This window comes from Dyadobacter sp. SG02 (genome assembly GCF_900109045.1).
Classification (GTDB): domain Bacteria; phylum Bacteroidota; class Bacteroidia; order Cytophagales; family Spirosomataceae; genus Dyadobacter.
Genome location: NZ_FNYL01000006.1, coordinates 318,433 through 339,628 on the forward strand (window position 1 = coordinate 318,433; position 21,196 = coordinate 339,628).

The following is a 21,196-nucleotide window of genomic DNA, read 5'->3' on the forward strand; positions in this document are numbered from 1 at the left end:
AATGTGACCACTATTTTATTCTCGTTTACAAATGTATTTAATGCAAAAAGCCCCGGAGAAATCCGGGGCTTGATGTTACTGCAACTTATTTTTCTTACCGGCTCAGATAAAGATTCCTTTCGCCGTAAATCTTCTGAAAGAACTCATCTTCCAAATCCTTGATGAAGTAGATCGCTTCACCAGTCGATTTCATTTCGGGGCCGAGTTCCTTGTTCACATTCGGGAATTTGTTGAATGAGAATACAGGGATCTTGATCGCCCAGCCGTTTTTCTTCGGGTTGAAGTTGAAATCCTTCACTTTCTTGTCGCCGAGCATTAGCTTGGTAGCATAGTTCACGTAAGGTTCTTCGTAGGCCTTGCAAATGAATGGTACCGTGCGGGAAGCGCGTGGGTTGGCCTCGATCACGAACACGACGCCGTCTTTCACCGCGAATTGAACGTTGATCAATCCCTTCACATTCATTGCGAGCGCGATTTTGCGGGTATGCTCTTCGATCTGGCGGATTTCGTCGGCTGTGAGGTCGAATGGCGGCAATGCGGCGTGCGAGTCCCCGGAGTGGATACCCGCGGGTTCGATATGCTCCATCACACCGATGATGTAAGCGTCTTCACCGTCGCAGATCGCGTCGGCTTCTGCTTCCAATGCACCTTCGAGGAAGTGGTCGAGGAGGATATTGTTGTCCGGAATGTCTTGCAGGATTTTCACTACATGTTGTTCCATCTCCTTCTCGTTGATCACGATTTTCATGCTCTGGCCACCCAAAACGTAGCTCGGACGAACCAGCAACGGGAAGCCCAGCGTGCGCGAAAGCTCAACCGCAGCGTCGGAAGTTCTCACGGTTCCGAATTTCGGATAAGGAATGCCGAGTTCTTCGAGCAACGACGAGAAACGTCCGCGGTCTTCGGCCCAGTCGAGCGAATGGAAATCGGTACCGATGATTTTTACACCGTATTTTTCCAGTTTCTCTGCCATTTTAAGGGCCGTCTGGCCACCGAGCTGAACGATCACACCCTCAGGCTTTTCGTGCTCGATAATGTCGAAAACGTGCTCCCAGAAAACGGGTTCGAAGTACAGTTTGTCGGAAATATCCGGGTCGGTCGAAACGGTTTCAGGATTACAGTTAATCATAATCGTCTCGTAACCTGCCTCTTTGGCGGCCAATACGCCGTGTACACAAGAGTAGTCGAATTCGATACCCTGGCCGATGCGGTTAGGACCTGAACCGAGTACTATCACCTTCTTGCGGTCGCTGACAATCGACTCGTTATCAGGGAATTCCTGCGATGTATTGAAAGTAGAGTAGTAGTAAGGTGTTTTGGCTTCGAACTCGGCCGCACAGGTATCAACGCATTTGTATACACGATTGATACCCAGTGATTTCCGGCGATCGTAAACCTTACTTTCTTTCGTGCCGATCAAATGCGCGATCTGGCGGTCGGCGTAGCCTTTCTGTTTCGCCGTCAGAAGCAATTCCTTCGGCAGGTCTTCGAGGTCGTATTTCTCGATTTCGTGTTCCAGCTCGATCAGCTCTTCGATCTGGCGGAGGAACCACGCGTCTATTTTAGTCAGGTTCTGGATCGTTTTAAACGACAGACCTATTTTGAATGCATCATAAATGTGGAACAGGCGGTCCCAGCTCGGATGTTGCAGGCTGTATTTGATCGCCTCCTGGTCGCGGAGCTCGCGGCCGTCGGCGCCAAGGCCATTGCGACGGATTTCCAGCGACTGACATGCTTTTTGCAATGCCTCCTGGAAGTTACGTCCGATACCCATCGCTTCACCAACGGATTTCATTTGAAGACCCAGTGAGCGATCAGCGCCTTTGAATTTATCGAAGTTCCAGCGCGGAACTTTCACGATCACGTAATCGATCGACGGCTCGAAGAAAGCGGAAGTGCTGCCGGTGATCGGATTGATGAGCTCGTCGAGGTCGTAACCGATCGCCATTTTAGCCGCGATTTTCGCGATAGGGTAACCCGTCGCTTTCGAAGCCAGTGCCGATGAACGCGATACGCGCGGGTTGATCTCGATTGCGATGATCTTGTCGTCCGCCGGGTTCACCGAGAACTGTACGTTACAGCCACCCGCAAACTTGCCGATACCATTCATCATTTTGATCGAAAGGTCGCGCATTTGCTGGTACAATGTGTCGGGGAGTGTCATCGCCGGCGCTACCGTGATACTATCACCGGTATGCACGCCCATCGGATCGAAGTTCTCGATCGAACAGATGATGATGAAGTTACCCTTGCTGTCGCGGAGCAATTCGAGCTCGTATTCTTTCCAGCCCATTACACTTTGCTCCACCAGTACCTCGTGTACGGGTGAGGCGTGCAGGCCGTAGTTCAGCGCTTTGTCGAAATCTTCTTCTTTTTCCACAAATCCACCTCCCGTACCGCCAAGGGTAAATGAAGGACGGATTACAAGCGGGAAGCCGATTTCCTGTGCGATCTCTTTTCCTTCGAGGAAAGAGCGGGCTGTGCGGCCCTTGCACACGTTTACGCCCAGTTCGAGCATTTTCAGACGGAATTTCTCCCGGTCCTCGGTCGTTTCGATCGCTTTGATGTCCACTCCGATAATGTCAATTTCATACTTTTTCCAGATACCTGCCTTATCGCAATCGATAGCCAGGTTCAGCGCCGTTTGGCCTCCCATTGTAGGAAGCACCGCGTCGATGGGCCTGCCCATCGCCTTGTGTTTTTCCAGGATCTCAACGATGTACTTCTTTTCGAGTGGCAACAGGTACACATGATCTGCACTGATGGGGTCAGTCATGATGGTTGCAGGATTGGAGTTGATCAGAACTACCTCAATCCCCTCTTCGCGTAGTGAACGGGCTGCCTGAGAGCCAGAATAGTCAAACTCGCACGCCTGACCGATGACGATGGGGCCTGAACCGATAATCAGAACGGATTTGATACTCGTATTTTTGGGCACAGTAAATGGTAATTTGTAGAAATGAAGGAAATACTTGAACAACTTTTGGCAGTTGCCTGACGATTTTGAGCAGGGGTACGTCCAAAAATTCCACAAAGTTAATTCTCATATCCGAAAAAGGACAGGATGTGGGTTGAAATAAGTGTAAAAATTTAAGAAATAGTAGCTAATTGTTAGATAATCAGGTGGTTATTAGAGTGATTTATCCGCTATTGGAACGGCGCGATAGCCGGTGCGGAGATGTCGAAGTCGCGCAGGCGAAGGGGAACGTTGCCCGAAGCCGCAAAACGGGTAGGGGAGGAGAGTTCGGGGATATTGACGTAATATCCGAAGCGTAATTGCAGCGTATTGAATGTCAGGTTTTCGTTTCGCAGACGTAATCCCAGCCCGTAACCCTGGTATAACGGGCTTTTCCAAAGGTGCGGAACCCCATTGACCAGTCCCAGATCCGCAAATACAAAATAGGCGATCCGGAAACCTAAAAGGCTCTTGTCGGAGAAAAATACGGTTTCGGTTCCGATGGTCAGCTTTTTGGTACCGATCAGCCGGTCGTTGTTAATGCCCCGGATGCCCTGGTTCCCGCTGATATTGAGGTAATCGAGCGGGTCGCGGTTAATGCCTTTGGCAAACCGTATATTGACAAATTGCCGGAAGAAGCTGTACCGGAAGGGGATCAGGTTGCTGATGTAAGTGACTTCTCCATTGATAACACCCTGTTGGGCGGTACCGTTTTTGGAATAAGTACCCAAATTGGCCAGCCCGTAGAAATAACCCAGGTTATGGGGCAGGTATTTGCCTGTCGCGAACTGAATACCGCCGTACCCGCGCGCACCGTATTCCGTATTCTCGCGCCCGATCGTGAGCGCGAACAGGCTGCCGACCGGTACGTCCTCCGTCCGGCCGAAGCCGTAGATCAAAACGTCACGTTTATAGTTACGGTTTGAAAATCCGAGGCTGACGAGCGTGGCGGTGCGGTTCCAGTAATTCTTGTTGAGGTTCGGCGCCACCTCCGGTCGTTCGTCGTAATTGTATTTGTTATGCCTGAATGCGGTCACGATCCGGGAGTTCTGGGCCAGCTTACTATTGGCAAAGGGAAATTTGAACGACCGCCCGATCCAGAAATCATAGTATTTATAATCGGTAAGCAGGACCGTCAGCGAGTCCTTGGATTGCAGTTCCCGTTTGACTTGCCTTGTCTTGTAATGGCCCACTTCCAAAGCACCCGCATATTTGGTTTCGATCGTGATGAAGCGACGGTTGAAACGGATGGACTGCTCCCTTAGATCGCGTTCCAAGATCAGGCTGGCCTGGGCCGAGATAAAAGTTTTACCGATATAAGGGATTGTGTAGATCGCGCGGAACTGGAACTTGCCATTTTTGGCGGTGTCCTTCGAATCCCACCGAATGGCCGTTCGCTGGGAATGCGTCGTTCCCCGGACGTTGATATTTTCAAGTCCGACATTGAATTTATTGAAAGAACTAAACCCGCCCGCGAAATTGAGCGACCAGGAGTCCTGAATGAGCACAACGATATCGGCCATCCAGGTGACGTCCTTCCGCGGGATGACAATGATACGGGCATCGACGAAAATCCGGTTGGCGCGCAAAAGGCGCTCGGTGTCTTTTAAAATATGCGCCTGAATGTCGTCGCCTTCCGAAAATAGCAGGAATGATTTACGGATAATGCCCTCCCGTGTGTTAGTATGCACACTTTTGCTCAAAAACCTTTCGAGCTGGTTACCTTTCCGGGTGGTGTCGTAAACCGATTCGCCGAGGATATTCAGTTGCCGGATGTAAATTTTACGGATGACCATTCCTTCGTAGGGCGTAAACGGGTTGGTTTCGATCTCCTTGACCTCGGTAACCTTTCCCTTGTTATATACGTCCCTGAATAACAGCCGGTAAACTGCCTTCGAGAACTTGGTTTTGGACATCCGGGCTTTGAGGTTCGTGTACCGGATGCTGTCGCGGCTGTGCACTTCCAGGCTGTCGGGTTTTTGAGCCGACGCGCAGAAGGAAAGCATCAGAAACAACAGTAAATATCTGCACATGGGCTATCCGGATTCCAAATCAACTGTTTCTTAACGCAAACGCACCAATCCGAGGTATACTTACTGGCTGTTGGCCTCGATCAGCGCCTTGGCCGTTTTCTCCGTATCGCTCGGTGCCGGGGCATTTTTGGTGGCAAACTTGCCATTGGGCCGGATAATGGAAAATGTCGCGAAGTCCAGCGGGTTCAGGCGGAACAGCAGGTCCATCGCCTGGTTATCGTCGATCGACATGTGAATGCCTTTCAACCTGTGGCGCACAATGTATTGCCGCAGCAGCGCGTCCGAAACCGTGTAATTTTCGGTTGAAAAATGCACGAACAGGAACACAATATTTTCTGGCAGTCTCGCCTGCAATGCGGGTATGAAATCCAGTTCCTCGCGGCTCTTGGCATCCTCGATATTCCACTTGACGAGGTAGATGGTCTTCCCTTTAAGTCCATCCACGATCCCGTTGAACCAGGAAGTGCCGCGGTCGTTCGAAGCGCTGAGGTAATAGCCGGGCAATGCTTCGATGGGAGCCGTTCGCACATTTTTGAAATCAACCAACTTACGGATATTCGCGCTGTCCTTCACTTCGAGCTGGATAATCTCGTCGAGCGATTGCTTGAATTGCGGAATGCCTGTCCGGGATTTAATATGATTGTTGAGCAGCAATTGTTGCTGGTAGGTGTATTTGTAAAGATTCCTGGCCAGGTAACGTACTTTCAGAAACTCCGTAGCCGTGCTGTCAAACAGATCGCTGTAAATGCGGCTTTCGCGTTCGTAGTTGAATAGCAGGTTCAATACCAGTTCGTTACGGGCGAAAAGCTTGTTCATGAAATCGAGTTCGCCTTTTTCGGCCAGGCCGTTGGATGTGATCTGGTTCAGGTGCTGGCGGTCGTCTGCAGAAAGGTTTTTGGCATTATCGCGGATAAGCGTTGCCATGAGTTTCACGGGCAGGGAGTTGGTGCGGCTAGGGTTATCGAATTTTTTACCGTCCACGAGTTGGTCCGCGTAGTTGCCGAAGCGGTTCGCCCAGATTACGCGCTGCCCCGTCAACGGCGCCTTGTCCAGGCGTTTCAGGCTATCGAGTAGCGCCTTGCTCACCTGGTATTGGTTACCCAATGCGTGTTCATATAAAATCTGCAATTGCTCCTCATCCGTCACCGATTTGACCCAATTATATAACACCGGCGATGCTACGGTGCTCTGCGTCGCAGCTTTCACCGATCCCAGCCGCAGTTCGCCACGACTTTCCGCGATAAAACGGGCGTCGGACGGGCTTTTCTCCCAGAATGTCTTGAAAAACTCGGTACCCAATGTCCTGCTGCCATTCAAGCGTTGGTTTTCCGCGGCCAGATACAGCGGATATTGGTTGTTTGCATCCGCATTGGCACCTGCGAAAAAGAACAACTTTTTGGCCTTACCGATCGAATCTCCGTTAAAGGTAATTTCGACCGTTCCCGGCGATCCCAGAAACGTCGTGAATGCCTTTCCGCCGTAATCCATGTAAATCTCTTCCTGCGGGAAAAGCATGGGAAGCGATACGCGGAACGTTCCATCAGCCTGCAAATCGGCCTGCTTGCTCAGCTCCGACTGCGGTTGCAGGATATTGTTCCGTGAAAAAGTAATGAAAGGGGCCTGTCGGTAAAGCCTTCCGTTGAGGTTATTGATCCGGCCTTTGATAACGAGTGAGTCGGTAACAGCGGATGCTGAATGCAAAATGCCCAGAAAGAGGGCTGCGAATATGATGAAGCGCATGCGGGAGATCATTAAAAATTTGATAACGAAAAATAACGAGGCTTTTTCATGCTACCAAATATGTACGATTATTTGCCCGGATGCACGAAAAACATATCCTAAACCCTGTCCGGATGGCTGGATGGTTCCAGAGGCTTACCGTCTTCATAGCGAACGTAAATGCCGTGGTACCTTTCCTGCGCATCGTAGTCTTTGCGAAGCGGATGCCCTTCCCAGTCTTCGGGAAGCAATATCCGGCGAAGATCGGGATGTCCTTCGAAGGTAATGCCCATCAGGTCGTAGGCCTCGCGCTCGTGCCAGTCGGCGGTACGCCAGATGTGGCTCACCGTTGGCACGGATGGCAATGTGGTTTCCGCTGTATTTCTCGGGAAAATGGATTTCAGGGTGAGATCGATGCCGTAAGGAATGGAGGTGAGGTTGTAAATCAGCTCCATGGTGTCGGCAGTGGTCCCATTGTCGATGGCCGTAATGCAGGCCAGATAGTCGAAATAAAACCTTTGGTCTTCGTGCAAAAAGCGGCAAACGGCTGCAATGCTTTCCGCAGGCACGATCAACGCGGGTTGTGGATTTTTGGTCTCGGCCGTAACGGCGAACTCCGGGAACCGGCCGGCAACGATATCGGTGATTTCCTGAAAAGTCATATTGGGAGGTTAGGATAAACGGCTTTTTCACCGGCGGCTTCCATTTCGAGAAAGAGGCCGGGTACGGCTTCCTGCTTGCCACGGATTTTTTCCTGCAATTTCATAAAACCGCCGATCAGCGCCTCGGGCCGGGGCGGGCATCCGGGCACATACACATCCACGGGGATAATGCGGTCGACGCCCTTCACCACGTGGTAGCCATGCTCCCAGTACGGGCCCCCGCAATTGGAACAACTGCCCATCGAGATCACGTAGCGCGGCTCCGGCATTTGTTCGTACAGCCTGCGGATGCGGTCGGCCATTTTGAATGTAACGGTACCGGCCACGATCATCACATCCGACTGCCGGGGCGAAGGCCGGGGCATGATCCCGAAACGTTCGAGGTCGTAGTTGGCCGCGTAGGTAGCCATCATTTCAATCGCGCAGCACGCCAAACCGAAGCCCATAGGCCATAGCGACGACAGTCGGGCCCAGTTCATCAGGTCTTCCGCATTGGTCAGGATAATGCCGCCGTCGCCGGTTTTGATTCGTTCACTCATGAATATTTTGAAGATGCCGGATTTTGGTACGGATATTGCTTTAAAATGCATTACCCACTTGCAAAACTAACCATATTTGGCAAGAAACCGTTTCAGGTGGCGTTACAAAACCAACACAAGACTTCAACTATATGAAACACAAATTACTCATCAGTTTCCTGTTTTCGGCCTTTTGCATCGGTACGGCGTCGGCCCAAACCGATTCCACCGTCAGGATCTTCAAGACCGGCATGGCCGTTTATGCGGAGTTAGGGATGCTTCCCAACAACAAAACCCTGCGCGACCAGCTTTCGCGTCTGCAAGTAAAACCGTTTACCTCCTTCATGGGTAACCTCGTACTCGCGCGCCGCACCGAGTCGCAGAGATGGTTCTCGGAGGCCAGGATCATCATCATGAACAGCACTAACTATACTTCCGACCGCGACACGCGCAAGGCATACCTGAACGGATTGGGCATTGGTACGGACGGCGGGCCGAAACTTGTGAACAATGCACGCTGGAACGTGACGATCCCGCTCGGCGCGGATTTCATGTTGTACAGGCTGAATATCAAGAGCAATGCTTCGGTATCGGCCCAGCAGCTCCTGAACAATCCGTCGGGCTACCAGGCAGTTAAGCTTTACACGGCCAATATCAACCTGCACGGGGGAATCGGGGTCGATTATAAAATGGATTTTCTGCCTAAAATCCACGAAAAAGTGTATCTGAGCGGTAAGCTGACCTACCATCAGCCCATTCTCGGCCGACGCAAATGGAAAGGCGATAACGTCACCGTCGACGACCTGTCACGATTAAAAGTCAACCAGCTTTATGTGCAACTGGGATTGGTTTTCTTCCCCCGCCCGCACATGAAAAAATGGACTGGAATGCACTGATTATGCCCCCTTCTTTTCGGCAAGCAGTGTACGCAGCTGGTTTTCGAGTATTTTAATGTAGGTATCCTTATCCATTTCACTCAGCGACTCGGGCGAAAAATGGCCTATCGGAACGTCCTGTACGATTTGTTGCACCGGACGATCGGAAATCAGATCGGATACCGAGCTGTTCAGGACGTCAGAGAGCCGCTTCAATGTATCGACGGAGGGGTCGGTATGCCCGTTTTCCAGCTGATGGTACTGTTCTTCGGTAATCTTGAGCGAAGCCGCCATATGGGCCGTGGAAAATCCTTTTCGTTCACGCCTGGCGCGCAAATTTTTTGTGAATGCCTCCATAGAATTTTGTTGATGATAACAGAATAGGTGACAAGCCCGAAAAGTCGGCATTTTTTAAGCAACTGTCAATATAATTCGATAAAACAACGCCACCTTTTGATAATTTATGAGGTTGTTTATCAGAAAGTTATATATGTTACTTCTTGTACCGTTCATTCACCTTCGCGTACAAGTCCGCAGGAACGGGGGATTTGACGTCCGGGATCTGGGGTTTGGGTAGTACCCAGTCGAGATAGCCTTTCGCCCAGGCGTAGGCGAGGCCGAAGATTAGGATGCCGATGAAAACGGTCATCTCAGCCATCGCGAACCAGCCCCATTGGCCGTTGGTTTGTTCGATGAGCTCTTTGCTTCCGAATACGACGGACCAGGGGAAAAGAAACAGCAATTCGACTTCGAATAACACGAAAATCAGTGCAACTACATAAAACCGTACATTGAACTGGATATTGGCGTTGCCCAACGGCTCCTCACCGGATTCGTAGGTGGACAGTTTCTCTTCGTTAGGCTTGTGCGGGCGCAGGAACTTCGCGATGGTGAGCATCACGCCGAGTAATATCAGCGCGGCGATGATGAAGAGCAGGATATAACCGAAATCGGTGAGCATGGTAATGTGCCTGTTTTGTGCAAAACTAGGCAAAATGCGCCGGATATCGTGAAAACGGGATTATTAAATGCTGAGCAGGATAGTGCGTATGCTGAGCCCGATGACGAGTACACCCACGAGCAACATCAGCGGCTTGCGTTTGATCTTACCCACAAGCATAGCACCAAACGGAGCGGCCATGACGCCACCGACGATCAGTCCCAGCACGACTTTCCAGCTATCGACACCTGTGAAAAGCATAAAGGTAATACCGCTGGCGAAGGCTACGGCAAATTCGGCCGCATTCACCGACCCGATGGTGTAACGCGGGTCACGGCCCTGTCCGAGAAGGGTAGAAGTAACGATAGGGCCCCAGCCGCCACCGCCGATAGAATCCAGAAAACCACCCGTTGCTGCCAGAATGCTGATGCGTTTGGTTTTATTTTTAACAAAGGTCTTTTGCAATGCCTTGCGGATGATGATCACGCCGAGTACCAGCATATAAAACGCGATGAACGGCTTGATAAAATTTCCGTCGATTACGTCGGATAGTAGGTACGCGCCTGTTATAGAGCCTAATACGCCAGGGATTAGCAGGCTTTTGAAAAGTTTTTTATTGATATTCTTGAAACGGAAATGCGAAATGGCCGAAGCGCCGGTCGTGAACATTTCCGCGAAATGCACGCTTGCGCTGCTCACTGCCGGGGTAACACCCAGGCTCAGCAAAAACGAATTGGAAGTGACGCCATATGCCATTCCCAGTGCACCGTCTACAAGCTGCGCCGCCAATCCTACCAATACATATAATGCAAACTCGCCGGTCAGGAAGTCGGTCACCGCTTCGGTATCGACGCTGATAACGCCGTTCGTCAGCAGGAGGCCAAGCAACAACAGGATGGCCGCAGCCGGAACGATATACCACGTCGGTGACGAGGGCAGTTTGAGCGAGAGCACTTTGGCAAGCATTACCTTGAATTTTAGAATTTTGGAATATAGAGTTTACAAAAATAGCAAAACTATTTAATCTACGTAATTGATAGATTATTAAATTTTGCTTAAAGCGCCTTGCGGTGACCCTGGGTTATATTCCGCCTGTGACAAAATCGATGAAATTTCCCTGGTTAACCCAATGCGTGGCGGCGTCGGGATAAGCTTCGACAAATGCTTTCGGAAATTTTACCTTGGTGTCTCTCCATTTGAATTCGTAGGCGCTCAACTGGTCGTTCTCGATTTCCAGCCAATCCAGTTCCTGTTGATCGTAAGTGCGCCAGAAATGCGTGAGAGGTGTTCTGCGCGTATATGAATTGTATTTTAACCTTTCCGCTACAAGGTAGTTTTCCCACAATGCACCGTTATCCGTGCGCTGGTTCATGGGAAGAAAGTTGTTGATCAGGGCATTTCGGATACCGTTGTCGAGGAAATACCATTTGGACGATTTGGTTACTTCCTTGCGGAGATTTTTGCTATACCCTCCGATGCGCGTGATGATGAATACTTTCGAAAACAAGTCGAGGTACCGTTCCACAGTGTTTCGGTCGAGTTGCAACGTTTTGGAAAGCTCGTCATAGGAAACTTCCTGCCCGACCTGATAGGCAACGAGTTGCAGCAGTTGCAGCATTTTATGCGAGTAGCGTACCTGTTCGTACATCAGAATATCTTTCAATAGATAGGCACTGACCAATTCTTTCAGGTAGTCGGTTTTGGCTTCCGCAGTTTCGTTTTTCAAAACCTCGGGATAGGTGCCGTAGATGAGCCGCGTTTCGAGTTGCTGCTTTGTTATTAGGTAATTTTCGTCTTTCGACAGTTCCATTTGGGCAATCGGGAAGAGCTGGAACCGGATCTGGCGCCCGACGAGTGGCTCGCCGGTTTTGTGCGATAATTCAAATGCAGAGGAACCGCTTGCCAGAATGGTGAGTTTGGGAAATGAGTCAATGAGTAGCTTCAATGACTTGCCTATTTCCGGCACAACCTGTGCTTCGTCGATGATAAGCAGGTCGATATCCGTTACCCAACGGCGAAACGAGGCAGTGCGCCTATCCGACAATAGTGTAACTGTGTCGAGATCCTCTGCATTAAGAAATAGTGACTTACCTGTAAATTGTTCTTCCACAAGCCTCATCAAATGCGTCTTTCCGACACGGCGGGCACCATAAACTATAAGCACCTTGTTAGAGGCCGTTTTATCGATTATCTGCGAAAGAATATGTCTTGAAAAACCCATTTTCTTTAAATTGGCTGAATTGATTCAACGAATTTAGCTAAATTCATTGAGTTAATTCAACCAATTTAGCTAAATTCATTGAATTCGTTCAACGAATTTAGGTTTTATAGCCAGATCACCCGCTGTTCGGAAACGTGGTCCCGACTGATAATGTCGCCATAAAGTTCTGGTCTGCGCGCCTGGATGTAGCGATGGCCACCGGCTTGTTGCAGTTTTTCGGGGGTGAGGGTGGCGATGGTGAAGTCGTTGTCGAGTTTGCGGCATTCGGCGATGATGTCACCGAAGGGGTCGAGGATCATGGAGCAGCCGTTTTTGAGCTGGTCTTCGTCCATGCCGATGGGATTGGAGAATATGGCGAAAACGGCATTGTCGTACGCGCGTGCCGGAAGCCATTTCATGAGCCAGGCGCGGCCTTTGAGCCCGTCGAACTCCTGGCGAAGGGAAGTAGGGTCGGCTTCGCGGTTGTGCCAGAGCGCAGGATCGACAAACCCGGCGCCCGGGCGCGTGGAGGGCGTACACATGGTCACATGCGGCATGAAAACAATGTCGGCGCCGAGCAGCTTCGTAGCCCTTACATTTTCTATAATGTTGTTATCATAGCAGATAAGAATGCTGCATTTCCACCCAAGCAAATCAAAAATCACATACTGATCACCCGGTGTAAGATTGGGGTTAATGAAAGGGTGAAGCTTCCGGTACTTGGCGACGAGTCCGTTTTTGTCCACGCAGACGTAGGCTTTATACATTTTGCCGGCCGCATCTTTCTCGAACAATCCGGCGAGGACCACGATTTCGTGCTCCGCGGCAATGTCCTGCAATACCCGAATGCTCTGACCGCCGGGGATGTATTCGGCCACGTCGAGCAGTTGTTCCCGCGACAAATTCCGTGCAAAGGTGTAGCCGGTAACCGAGCATTCGTGGAATGCGATGACCTGTGCGCCTGCTTTGGCGGCCTCACCTGCGAGTTGGCGAATTACGCCAAGGTTGTAATCCTTATCCCCGCTTTTATTTTCAAACTGGGCTGTTGCGATTTTGATCGGTTTCATAGCTGGCTTTTTTATCCAAAAATACACGAACGGATTGCTCCTGTATTGTACAAACCCGACAAGCGGCGGAAACTAATGAGCAAGCCGGATCAGATTCGCGGCGAGGACGTTTTGCGGGCTGAGATATTGTCCGGGCGTGAGACCTGAAAGATTCTTCATTTCGCGGATCAGGTGTGCCTGATCGAAGAAGCCGGATTCGCAGGCGACGCCGGCCAACGACAAATCGAAGGATTTTTTGCGCAGCATCCTGAGTGCGTTTTGCATGCGTACAATGCCCGCGTAACGCTTGGGTGAAATGCCGATCTGCTCTTCAAACTTCCGCTGGAGCTGGCGTTCCGAGGAGCCGGTCAATGCGGTGAGCTGTGCAACGGGTACCAGTCCGTTTTGCGAATGAATGATTTTAATGGTATTGATTACCAGTGTATTATAGTTGTATGGCTGCCCGAGTTGGGATAACAAAAAGTGTTCGGCGATCCGGATTTTGTCATGAATGGCGGGGGACAATGCAATTTCATCGTTTACCCGCTCAGTACCTGTTTTGAAGCACTCGTGGCAGCCCAAAATCTGGTTCCGCAATTCAGATGCAGGGATTTTTAGCAATGCCGCCGCGCCGAACGGATAGAGTACTGCAATGAGCAGGCGGATATTCCCCTGCGTCCAGACGTTCCGGTAGCAATCCAACTGGCCGTACAAAAAGCTGGCCGGCAAGCGTGTGGGGCCGGAATGTATTTCATGTTGGCAGAAAAGCGGGCTGCCATAGTTGAACACCACGCCCGTATTACCATCCGAAAAAATCCGCATGGCCGGCTGTGTATCATTTTCTATCACCAGAAAATGCCGCACGATGCCAGAAAGGAGGGGTGACGGTTTGATCTGCATAGCTGGTTACCAGTGCTGCGCCCAGAAACTCTGCCCTGCGTAGCCGCTTTGCGCCAGTAATTTGGCGGCTTGCAAGCTTCGTTTGCCACTATTGCAGTAGAAAACGATTTTTTTACCCAAAGGAAAAGTTTCGATACTTTCAGGGATTTCGGAGAGTGGGATGTTCTCGCCGCCGAAATTATCCGCCTCAAATTCATAATATTCACGAACATCCACAAGCAAAACCTGTTCGGGATCGGCTTCCTGCAATGCTTCGAATTCGTCGAAAGACATTTCGCGCGTGTTTTCTACCACCGGCTGTTTGGCGGCGATTTCGGACGATTTTTTGGAAGCAGCTGCTGCCGATCGTGTAAACTGGAAAACGGATTGGCTATTGGAAAGTGTGTTGATTACCAGTAGTTTGCCGGATAGCGGTTCACCAATACCGGCAATGATCTTAATCGCTTCATTGGCCATATAAGTGCCGATAATACCCGGCAGGACGCCCATTACACCGGCTTCCGCGCAATTGTCGCCTTCTTCCGCATCGGGGAACAGGCAACGGTAGGTAGGTCCGCCCCGAAAGTTGAACACCGAAACCTGCCCTTCGAAACGCAAAATGGAGCCGAAGACAAAGGGTTTATCCAGTTCTACACAAAAATCATTGACCAGATAGCGGGTTTCGAAATTGTCGGAGCCGTCGATGATCAGGTCGTAGCCGTGGAGCAGATCTGTCGCGTTTTCGGCCGTAAGGCGGTCGGGGTAGGCGGTGAGGCGTACGAATGGATTGAGTACCGACAACTTTTCGACCGCGGTAATGGCTTTATTTTTACCTACATCATCGGCCGAATACAGTATTTGGCGGTGCAGGTTGGTCAGGTCCACAGTATCGTCGTCGATAATGCCGATCTCGCCCACGCCCGCAGCCACCAGGTATTGCAGCACCGGGCACCCGAGCCCGCCCGCACCCACGACGGCCACTTTGCCTGCACGCAACTTTTCCTGGCCTGCGAGGCCCATTTCCGGCATAATAATCTGCCTGGCGTAGCGTTTGCGTTCGATTGGCGTCATGTTGTAAATGAGTGAATGAGTCAATGAGTGAATGGGTGAATGTTGAGAGTGTATTCACTCATTCAAAATTAGCGACGCGTCCCAGTCCTTCCAAACCACCTCGTAGCCCGCTTCGCGGATCATTTGGGCGATAGCGGCGGGCGTTCTTTCGTCCGAAATTTCGAATTGTTCGAGTGATTCGGGCTCGACGGCATAGCCGCCCGGATTGGTTTTGGACCCGGCGCTGATGGATGTTACACCCAATTGAATGCAATGGTTCCTGAATTTCTCGGATTCGCGCGTGGAGAGCGACAGTTCGACCTCCTCGTTGAAAATCCGATAGGCACAAATGAGTTGTACGAGCTCGCGGTCGCTCATTTCCACTTTCGGTTCGAGGCCACCCGAGAATGGGCGGAGGCGAGGGAATGAAAGGCTGTAACGCGTTTGCCAATAGGTTTTTTCAAGGTAATTCAAATGCAGGGCGGTGAAGAAGCTGTCGGTACGCCAGTCTTCCAAACCTATTAGCACGCCCAGACCCATCTTGTGAATGCCCGCCTGGCCAAGCCGGTCAGGGGTTTCGAGGCGGTAGTTGAAGTTGGCTTTTTTGCCTTTCGGATGGTGTTTGCGGTAATCTTCCTGGTGATAGGTTTCCTGATATACCAGCACCGAATGCAAGCCAAGCGGGATCAGTTCTTTATATTCATCGCGGTCGAGCGGCTGTACTTCCATCGAAACCTGTGCGAAATGCGGACGGATCAGTTCCAGTACTTTTTTGAAATATTCCACGTGTACAGTCTGATTCGCCTCGCCGGTTACAAGCAGCACGTGCTCATAGCCCATGGTTTTGATCACCTCCACCTCTCGGAGGATTTCACGATCGGTGAGCGTACGGCGGCGCACTTTGTTGTCCAGACTAAACCCGCAGTAGGTACATATATTGGTACATTCATTGGACAAATACAGCGGCACGTACATTTGAATGGTATTGCCAAATCGCTTGCGGGTCAACTGCCGGCTTAGCCGGGCCATCGGTTCCAGGTAAGCGGCAGCGGCTGGCGAAATCAGTGCTTTGAAATCTTCTAATGTCCTTTTCGGGGCCGTCAATGCCCTTTCCACGTCCGCGGATGTTTTGGAATATATGTCCTCCTTCACCGAGTCCCACGAATACCGCGCGAATTCTTCTTTAAAGCTCATCCAGAAATGCAGTTAACGGGCTGCTGGCCACTGCCAGGTTACCTCTCGATCCTAATCTGGCCTCATAAGCCATCCTTCCCGATTGCACGGCCAGCCTGAATGCCCCGGCCATCGCCACCGGGTTGCCCGCCACGGCAATGGCGGTATTGACCAGCACGGCATCGGCGCCTATTTCCATTGCCCTGGCTGCATCCGAAGGTGCACCGATTCCTGCATCTACCACCACAGGTACTTTGCTTTGCTCGATGATAATTTCAAGGAAGTCAATGGTTTTTAAACCCTTATTGCTCCCAATCGGCGAGCCTAGCGGCATCACTGCGGAAGCACCGGCGGCTTCCAGCCGTTTGCAAAGCACGGGATCGGCATGAATGTAAGGAAGGATCACGAAGCCCAGTTTAGCCAACTCCTCGGTGGCTTTGAGCGTCTCGATCGGGTCGGGCATGAGGTATTTCGGGTCGGGATGGATTTCCAGTTTCAGCCAGTTGGTTTCCAATGCCTCGCGCGCCAGCTGGGCTGCGAAAACCGCTTCCTTAGCCGTGCGTACGCCGGAAGTATTGGGTAACAAATGAATGTGGGGATGATCTAAATGACCCAAAATATCGTCTTGCGCGTCGTGCACATCTACGCGGCGCAGGGCTACCGTCACCAGTTCGGAGCCGGAGGCGAGCAGGGCTTCTTCCATCACGGCAGCCGAACCGAACTTGCCGGTGCCGGTGAAGAGCCTGGATTGAAATGTTTTATCTGCAATGGTCAGCATAATGCTTGTTGGATTTGGTGAAATGTTTTTCGCGGATCGGCCGCGCCGGTCAATGCCCCCGACATTGCCACACCGTGAAGGCCAGCTTCGCGGAGCGCACTAATATCGTCGGGTGTAATGCCTCCGATGGCGATGATGGGCGTGGTATGTCCGGCTGCATGCATTTGGCGCATGAAGGCTCCGTAGCCTTCAATGCCGAGAATGGGACTGAGATTCTGCTTGGTACTCGTAAACCGGAACGGGCCGAGGCCAATGTAATCGGCACCTTCATCGATCCTTCTTACAATGTCGTCCCAAGTATTGGCGGTGCCGCCGATGATTATTTTCCCACCCACGAGGGCGCGTGCCTCGGGCACAGGCATGTCCGCGAGGCCGAGGTGGAGGCCGTAAGCCTCTACGGCTAATGCCACACGGGGAAAGTCATTGATAATCAGTTTGGCGTCATAGCTATCACATAGCCGCGTTGCTTCCCATGCAATGGGGAGCACTTCTTGCTCCGGCCGGTTCTTCACCCGCAGCTGAATCCACCGGCAGCCTGCTTCCAGGGCAAGCCGAATGCTGTCGATATGGGACATCGTTCCGGTTTCATTGGAAATGAAATGCAGACTGTCAATTTTTTTAACCCCGGGTTTAAACCCGGGGCCGGTACCGGTCCCCCCTCCGCCGGGTTTAAACCCGGGGCTCGCGGCCAGGGCTGAGGCGAGCGCCCGGAATGCTGTAACGGCATTGGCCGGCTCCGTCCAGATTGCGCCTAATACCGCTACACCATCGAATCCGAGAGAAGCGACAAGGTCCAATCTGGTATCATCTATCCCTCCCAATGCAATCAGCTTTCCGGGGAAGTTGAACCGGTTCAATGAGGAGTCACCCGTTAATGCAGCCTTATAGTTTTTCTTTGAAATACTGTCAAAAACAGGTCCCAGAAATGCATAATCAAAGCAATGGGAGAGCTTTTCAACATCGGCAGGGTTATGAATGGAAGTACTGATTTTAAATCCATTCCTTTTTAAACCTTCGAATGTATCGGCACGCTGCGCCAACCTGTTACTTTCCGTGAAATGCAGCCGGGTAATTCCAAATGCTTCGGCCAATGCATGATGCTGATGCAATGCTATGCGTCCGCGGAACTTCGGGTCGATCTGTTCCAATAACCCGCGCAAATCCGCCTCGGCCGCTGCGGGCTTACGTACGTGCAGGCGTGCAAGACCTTGTGCGAAGAGCCCGTTAATCATACCAGCCTCGCCGGGGAGCATTTCCGGATGGGTTATGACAATCAAATTTTCCATTACAAATAAATTTCACTGCCCTTCTCCGCAAACTCCCGCGCCTTTTGCTGCATTCCTTCGCTGACCGCGGCCTCGGTATCCAGCCCGTTTTCTTCCGCGTAGTCGCGTACGTCCTGCGTGATCTTCATCGAGCAGAAATTCGGGCCGCACATCGAGCAGAAATGCGCAACTTTGGCGCCTTCGGCAGGTAGTGTCTCGTCGTGGAAATCGCGGGCAGTATCAGGGTCGAGTGAAAGGTTGAACTGGTCTTCCCAGCGGAATTCGAAGCGGGCTTTGCTCAATGCATTGTCGCGGTACTGTGCGCCGGGGTGTCCTTTCGCTAGGTCGGCGGCGTGGGCGGCGATCTTGTAGGTGATCACGCCGTCTTTGACATCCTTTTTATTGGGTAGTCCCAAATGCTCTTTGGGCGTAACGTAGCAAAGCATGGCCGTACCGAACCAGCCGATCATCGCCGCACCGATGGCCGAAGTAATGTGGTCGTAGCCGGGTGCGATGTCGGTCGTCAATGGGCCTAATGTGTAGAATGGCGCTTCGTGGCAGTGCTGCAATTGCTTCTCCATATTCTCCTTGATCAAATGCATCGGCACGTGTCCGGGCCCCTCGATGATGGTTTGCACGTCGTGCTTCCAGGCGATTTTGGTCAGTTCTCCGAGCGTTTCCAGTTCCGCAAACTGCGCGGCGTCGTTCGCGTCGGCAATGCTGCCGGGGCGCAGGCCGTCGCCGAGCGAGAATGCGACGTCGTATGCCTTCATGATCTCGCATATTTCCTCGAAATGCGTGTACAGGAAGTTCTCCTTATGGTGCGCCAGGCACCATTTCGCCATGATCGATCCGCCGCGCGAAACGATACCGGTGATGCGTTTGGCCGTCAGCGGAATATATCGCAATAGCACGCCCGCATGGATCGTGAAGTAATCCACGCCCTGCTCGGCTTGCTCGATGAGCGTATCGCGGAAAAGCTCCCAGGTCAGGTCCTCCGCTTTGCCATTCACTTTTTCCAAAGCCTGGTAAATAGGCACCGTTCCGATCGGTACCGGCGAGTTACGGATGATCCATTCGCGGGTTTCGTGGATGTTTTTGCCGGTCGACAGGTCCATAATCGTATCCGCACCCCAGCGGCACGCCCAAACGGCCTTTTCTACCTCTTCCTCGATACTCGACGACACGGCAGAGTTACCGATATTGGCATTGATTTTTACCAAAAAATTCCGCCCGATGATCATCGGCTCGCTTTCCGGGTGGTTGATATTCGAAGGAATTACCGCTCGCCCGGCAGCCACTTCTTCTCTTACAAATTCGGCGGTAATGTGGCTTTTTGGCGTATTCGCGCCGAAGCTGTGTCCCGCATGCTGGTGCGCCAACGCGCCCGCTTTGCCATTCAGCGATTGCAAATGCGCGTCGATGCGCTGGTTTTCACGAATGGCGATGTACTCCATTTCGGGTGTGATAATGCCCTTTTTTGCATAATGCAGCTGGGAAACGTTTTGTCCGGCATTTGCGCGGAGTGGCTTCGCATTGTGGGCGAACCGCAAATGGTCAAGTTTCTCGTCGGCGAGGCGCATCCGGCCGTATTCGGAGGTAATGGTTTCCAGTTCTTCTACGTCGCCGCGCGAGCGTACCCATTCCGCGCGCAATGCGGGAAGGCCTTTTTTAACATCTATTTCAATACCAGGGTCGGTGTAAGGGCCGCTGGTGTCGTAAACGGTTACGGGTTCATTAGGCTCGCTTGCACCTAACCGCCCGTGGATACGGGTGTCGTTCAACGAAATCTCGCGCATGGCCACGGAAATGTCGTGGATCTGCCCTTTTACATATATTTTCTGCGAATTGGGGAACGGGGCGCGGGTGATGGTTTCCGGCGTTTTTTCTGTCTTCATGATGATATTTCTGGTTAAATGGTGGGATAATGGGCGGCTAGCCGCCTTGCGTGGCGGTGATGAGCGTGATCTGGTCGTTGGGGGAGAACAGGCGTGTAGGCCAGTCGGATTTCGGGACTACCGATTGATTAATGGCTACGGCGATGCCTTTGCCGGACGGAAACAGCTCGGATACGAGTTGCCCTACCGTGTGATTGGCGGCGATTTGCTTTGCCTGACCGTTTAGGATAATTTCCATTCCTGATTCAGTTTTAAATACAAAAAACCTTAGGAATGGACCTATGAAGAAAGAATAGACGGAGCTACATAATCGTGTAACTCCTGCTTTTCCCTTCGGCAGTACTAGCTGCATCAGGTTCAAAGGGTATGATCTCAGTCCGCATGGTGGGACACCCCTAAAGTTGAGGCAAAGCTATTCGAAATTCAGGATTTTCAAAAGAATTAGAAAAAAACGTAAGCCGGATTGGGGATTAGGCGTGAAATTTTTTAAAATAATAAGGTATTTTTGACCCTAATATTAAACCTGTATAACGACCTGCTTTATTTTGATGGATTTGATCATCAGAAGTGCTGCTCCTAAGGATCTGCCTTCGCTGTTGGAAATTATCAACCACGCTATTCTGAACACCACGGCTATTTATGACTACGAACCCCGGACCCTGGATCAACAAAAGGCCTGGTTTGAACAGATGTTCTATGACGGTATGCCGGTAATTGTGGCGGAGCTGGAAGGGGAAGTGATCGGTTATGGTTCCTACAATATTTTTCGTCCGAAAATCGGGTATAAATTCAGTGTAGAGCATTCCATTTATCTCGACGAAAAATCACGCGGAATGGGTGTTGGAGGTAAATTGCTAGGCAGCCTGATCCAACGCGCGAAGGAATCGGGGTTGCATACGATGATTGGATGCATCGACGCTTCCAACCGCGCGAGTATTGAATTTCACAAGAAATACGGGTTTGTGGAGAAGGGGTATCTGAAAGAAGTAGCTTACAAATTCGACCAGTGGCTGGATCTGGTTTATATGCAGCTGTTGTTGGAGGAGGATTAAGATAAGGAAGAAAAGGGAGGTAGAAAATATGGCGAAGCTGGTGCAAATCTCTTGATTTGTACATAATATTTGAAGGCCTCCGGCCGGTCATTACACTTGCAACGTTTTGCAGTACTGACCGGCCGGAGGCCTTCGAATATCAGGCACGAAGG

19 protein-coding genes and 1 riboswitch are annotated in these 21,196 nt (G+C 51.3%); of the genes, 2 read left to right on the plus strand and 17 right to left on the minus strand.

Going from position 1 to position 21,196, the window contains the following annotated elements:
• Positions 1 to 94: 94 nt before the first annotated feature.
• The 5 genes from carB to nuoB form a co-directional block, all read right to left on the minus strand.
• Entirely contained in the window at positions 95 to 2,938 is a 2,844-nt protein-coding gene (gene carB, locus BMW93_RS16625; RefSeq protein WP_090378884.1) for a carbamoyl-phosphate synthase large subunit, read from the minus strand.
• A 209-nt stretch (positions 2,939 to 3,147) separates the two neighbouring features.
• A complete protein-coding gene (locus BMW93_RS16630) occupies positions 3,148 to 4,989 on the minus strand; it encodes a hypothetical protein (protein ID WP_090378403.1) in 1,842 nt (613 codons plus the stop codon).
• Positions 4,990 to 5,049: 60 nt separating this feature from the next.
• Entirely contained in the window at positions 5,050 to 6,729 is a 1,680-nt protein-coding gene (locus tag BMW93_RS16635; RefSeq protein ID WP_229240516.1) for a hypothetical protein, read from the minus strand.
• A gap of 98 nt (positions 6,730 to 6,827) precedes the next feature.
• Positions 6,828 to 7,370 carry an NADH-quinone oxidoreductase subunit C gene (locus BMW93_RS16640; protein WP_090378409.1) on the minus strand — a complete coding sequence of 181 codons (543 nt, stop codon included), beginning with the start codon at positions 7,368 to 7,370 and terminating at the stop codon, positions 6,828 to 6,830.
• Positions 7,367 to 7,909: an NADH-quinone oxidoreductase subunit NuoB gene (gene nuoB, locus BMW93_RS16645; RefSeq protein ID WP_090378412.1), complete on the minus strand. Its 543-nt coding sequence runs from the start codon at positions 7,907 to 7,909 to the stop codon at positions 7,367 to 7,369. Before nuoB ends, BMW93_RS16640 begins: the two co-directional genes overlap by 4 nt.
• Positions 7,910 to 8,040: 131 nt before the next feature.
• Between nuoB and BMW93_RS16650 the strand changes: the two genes are divergently transcribed.
• On the plus strand, positions 8,041 to 8,784 hold the full coding sequence (locus BMW93_RS16650; protein WP_090378415.1) for a hypothetical protein: 744 nt from the start codon (positions 8,041 to 8,043) through the stop codon (positions 8,782 to 8,784).
• Here BMW93_RS16650 and BMW93_RS16655 read toward each other — a convergent pair whose 3' ends face one another.
• From BMW93_RS16655 to thiS, 12 genes are all read right to left on the minus strand, one after another.
• Positions 8,785 to 9,120, minus strand: coding sequence for a helix-turn-helix domain-containing protein (locus BMW93_RS16655; protein ID WP_090378418.1), 336 nt, complete (start codon positions 9,118 to 9,120; stop codon positions 8,785 to 8,787).
• A 136-nt stretch (positions 9,121 to 9,256) separates the two neighbouring features.
• Positions 9,257 to 9,724, minus strand: coding sequence for an NADH-quinone oxidoreductase subunit A (locus tag BMW93_RS16660; RefSeq protein ID WP_090378421.1), 468 nt, complete (start codon positions 9,722 to 9,724; stop codon positions 9,257 to 9,259).
• 63 nt (positions 9,725 to 9,787) lie between these two features.
• Positions 9,788 to 10,669 (minus strand): sulfite exporter TauE/SafE family protein, encoded by an 882-nt coding sequence (locus BMW93_RS16665; protein ID WP_090378424.1) that lies wholly within the window; start codon positions 10,667 to 10,669, stop codon positions 9,788 to 9,790.
• A gap of 115 nt (positions 10,670 to 10,784) precedes the next feature.
• Positions 10,785 to 11,924, minus strand: coding sequence for an ATP-binding protein (locus BMW93_RS16670; protein ID WP_090378427.1), 1,140 nt, complete (start codon positions 11,922 to 11,924; stop codon positions 10,785 to 10,787).
• Between the two features lie 104 nt (positions 11,925 to 12,028).
• Entirely contained in the window at positions 12,029 to 12,970 is a 942-nt protein-coding gene (locus BMW93_RS16675) for a nitrilase family protein (protein ID WP_090378430.1), read from the minus strand.
• Between the two features lie 72 nt (positions 12,971 to 13,042).
• Positions 13,043 to 13,849: a helix-turn-helix domain-containing protein gene (locus BMW93_RS16680; protein ID WP_090378433.1), complete on the minus strand. Its 807-nt coding sequence runs from the start codon at positions 13,847 to 13,849 to the stop codon at positions 13,043 to 13,045.
• 6 nt (positions 13,850 to 13,855) lie between these two features.
• Positions 13,856 to 14,899: a HesA/MoeB/ThiF family protein gene (moeB, locus tag BMW93_RS16685; RefSeq protein WP_090378437.1), complete on the minus strand. Its 1,044-nt coding sequence runs from the start codon at positions 14,897 to 14,899 to the stop codon at positions 13,856 to 13,858.
• A 54-nt stretch (positions 14,900 to 14,953) separates the two neighbouring features.
• Entirely contained in the window at positions 14,954 to 16,072 is a 1,119-nt protein-coding gene (gene thiH / locus BMW93_RS16690; protein WP_090378440.1) for a 2-iminoacetate synthase ThiH, read from the minus strand.
• On the minus strand, positions 16,062 to 16,829 hold the full coding sequence (locus BMW93_RS16695; protein ID WP_090378443.1) for a thiazole synthase: 768 nt from the start codon (positions 16,827 to 16,829) through the stop codon (positions 16,062 to 16,064). The genes thiH and BMW93_RS16695 overlap by 11 nt, the downstream gene beginning before the upstream one ends.
• Positions 16,823 to 18,115: a thiamine phosphate synthase gene (locus BMW93_RS16700; RefSeq protein ID WP_090378445.1), complete on the minus strand. Its 1,293-nt coding sequence runs from the start codon at positions 18,113 to 18,115 to the stop codon at positions 16,823 to 16,825. The genes BMW93_RS16695 and BMW93_RS16700 overlap by 7 nt, the downstream gene beginning before the upstream one ends.
• A complete protein-coding gene (gene thiC, locus BMW93_RS16705) occupies positions 18,115 to 19,992 on the minus strand; it encodes a phosphomethylpyrimidine synthase ThiC (RefSeq protein ID WP_090378448.1) in 1,878 nt (625 codons plus the stop codon). Before thiC ends, BMW93_RS16700 begins: the two co-directional genes overlap by 1 nt.
• Positions 19,993 to 20,029: 37 nt before the next feature.
• On the minus strand, positions 20,030 to 20,230 hold the full coding sequence (thiS, locus tag BMW93_RS16710) for a sulfur carrier protein ThiS (protein WP_090378451.1): 201 nt from the start codon (positions 20,228 to 20,230) through the stop codon (positions 20,030 to 20,032).
• Between the two features lie 73 nt (positions 20,231 to 20,303).
• Positions 20,304 to 20,399, minus strand: a riboswitch (TPP riboswitch).
• Positions 20,400 to 20,540: 141 nt separating this feature from the next.
• On the opposite strand from thiS, the gene BMW93_RS16715 reads away from it, so the two are divergent.
• Complete coding sequence (locus BMW93_RS16715) at positions 20,541 to 21,044, plus strand: GNAT family N-acetyltransferase (protein WP_090378453.1); 504 nt, start codon at positions 20,541 to 20,543, stop codon at positions 21,042 to 21,044.
• Positions 21,045 to 21,196: the final 152 nt, after the last annotated feature.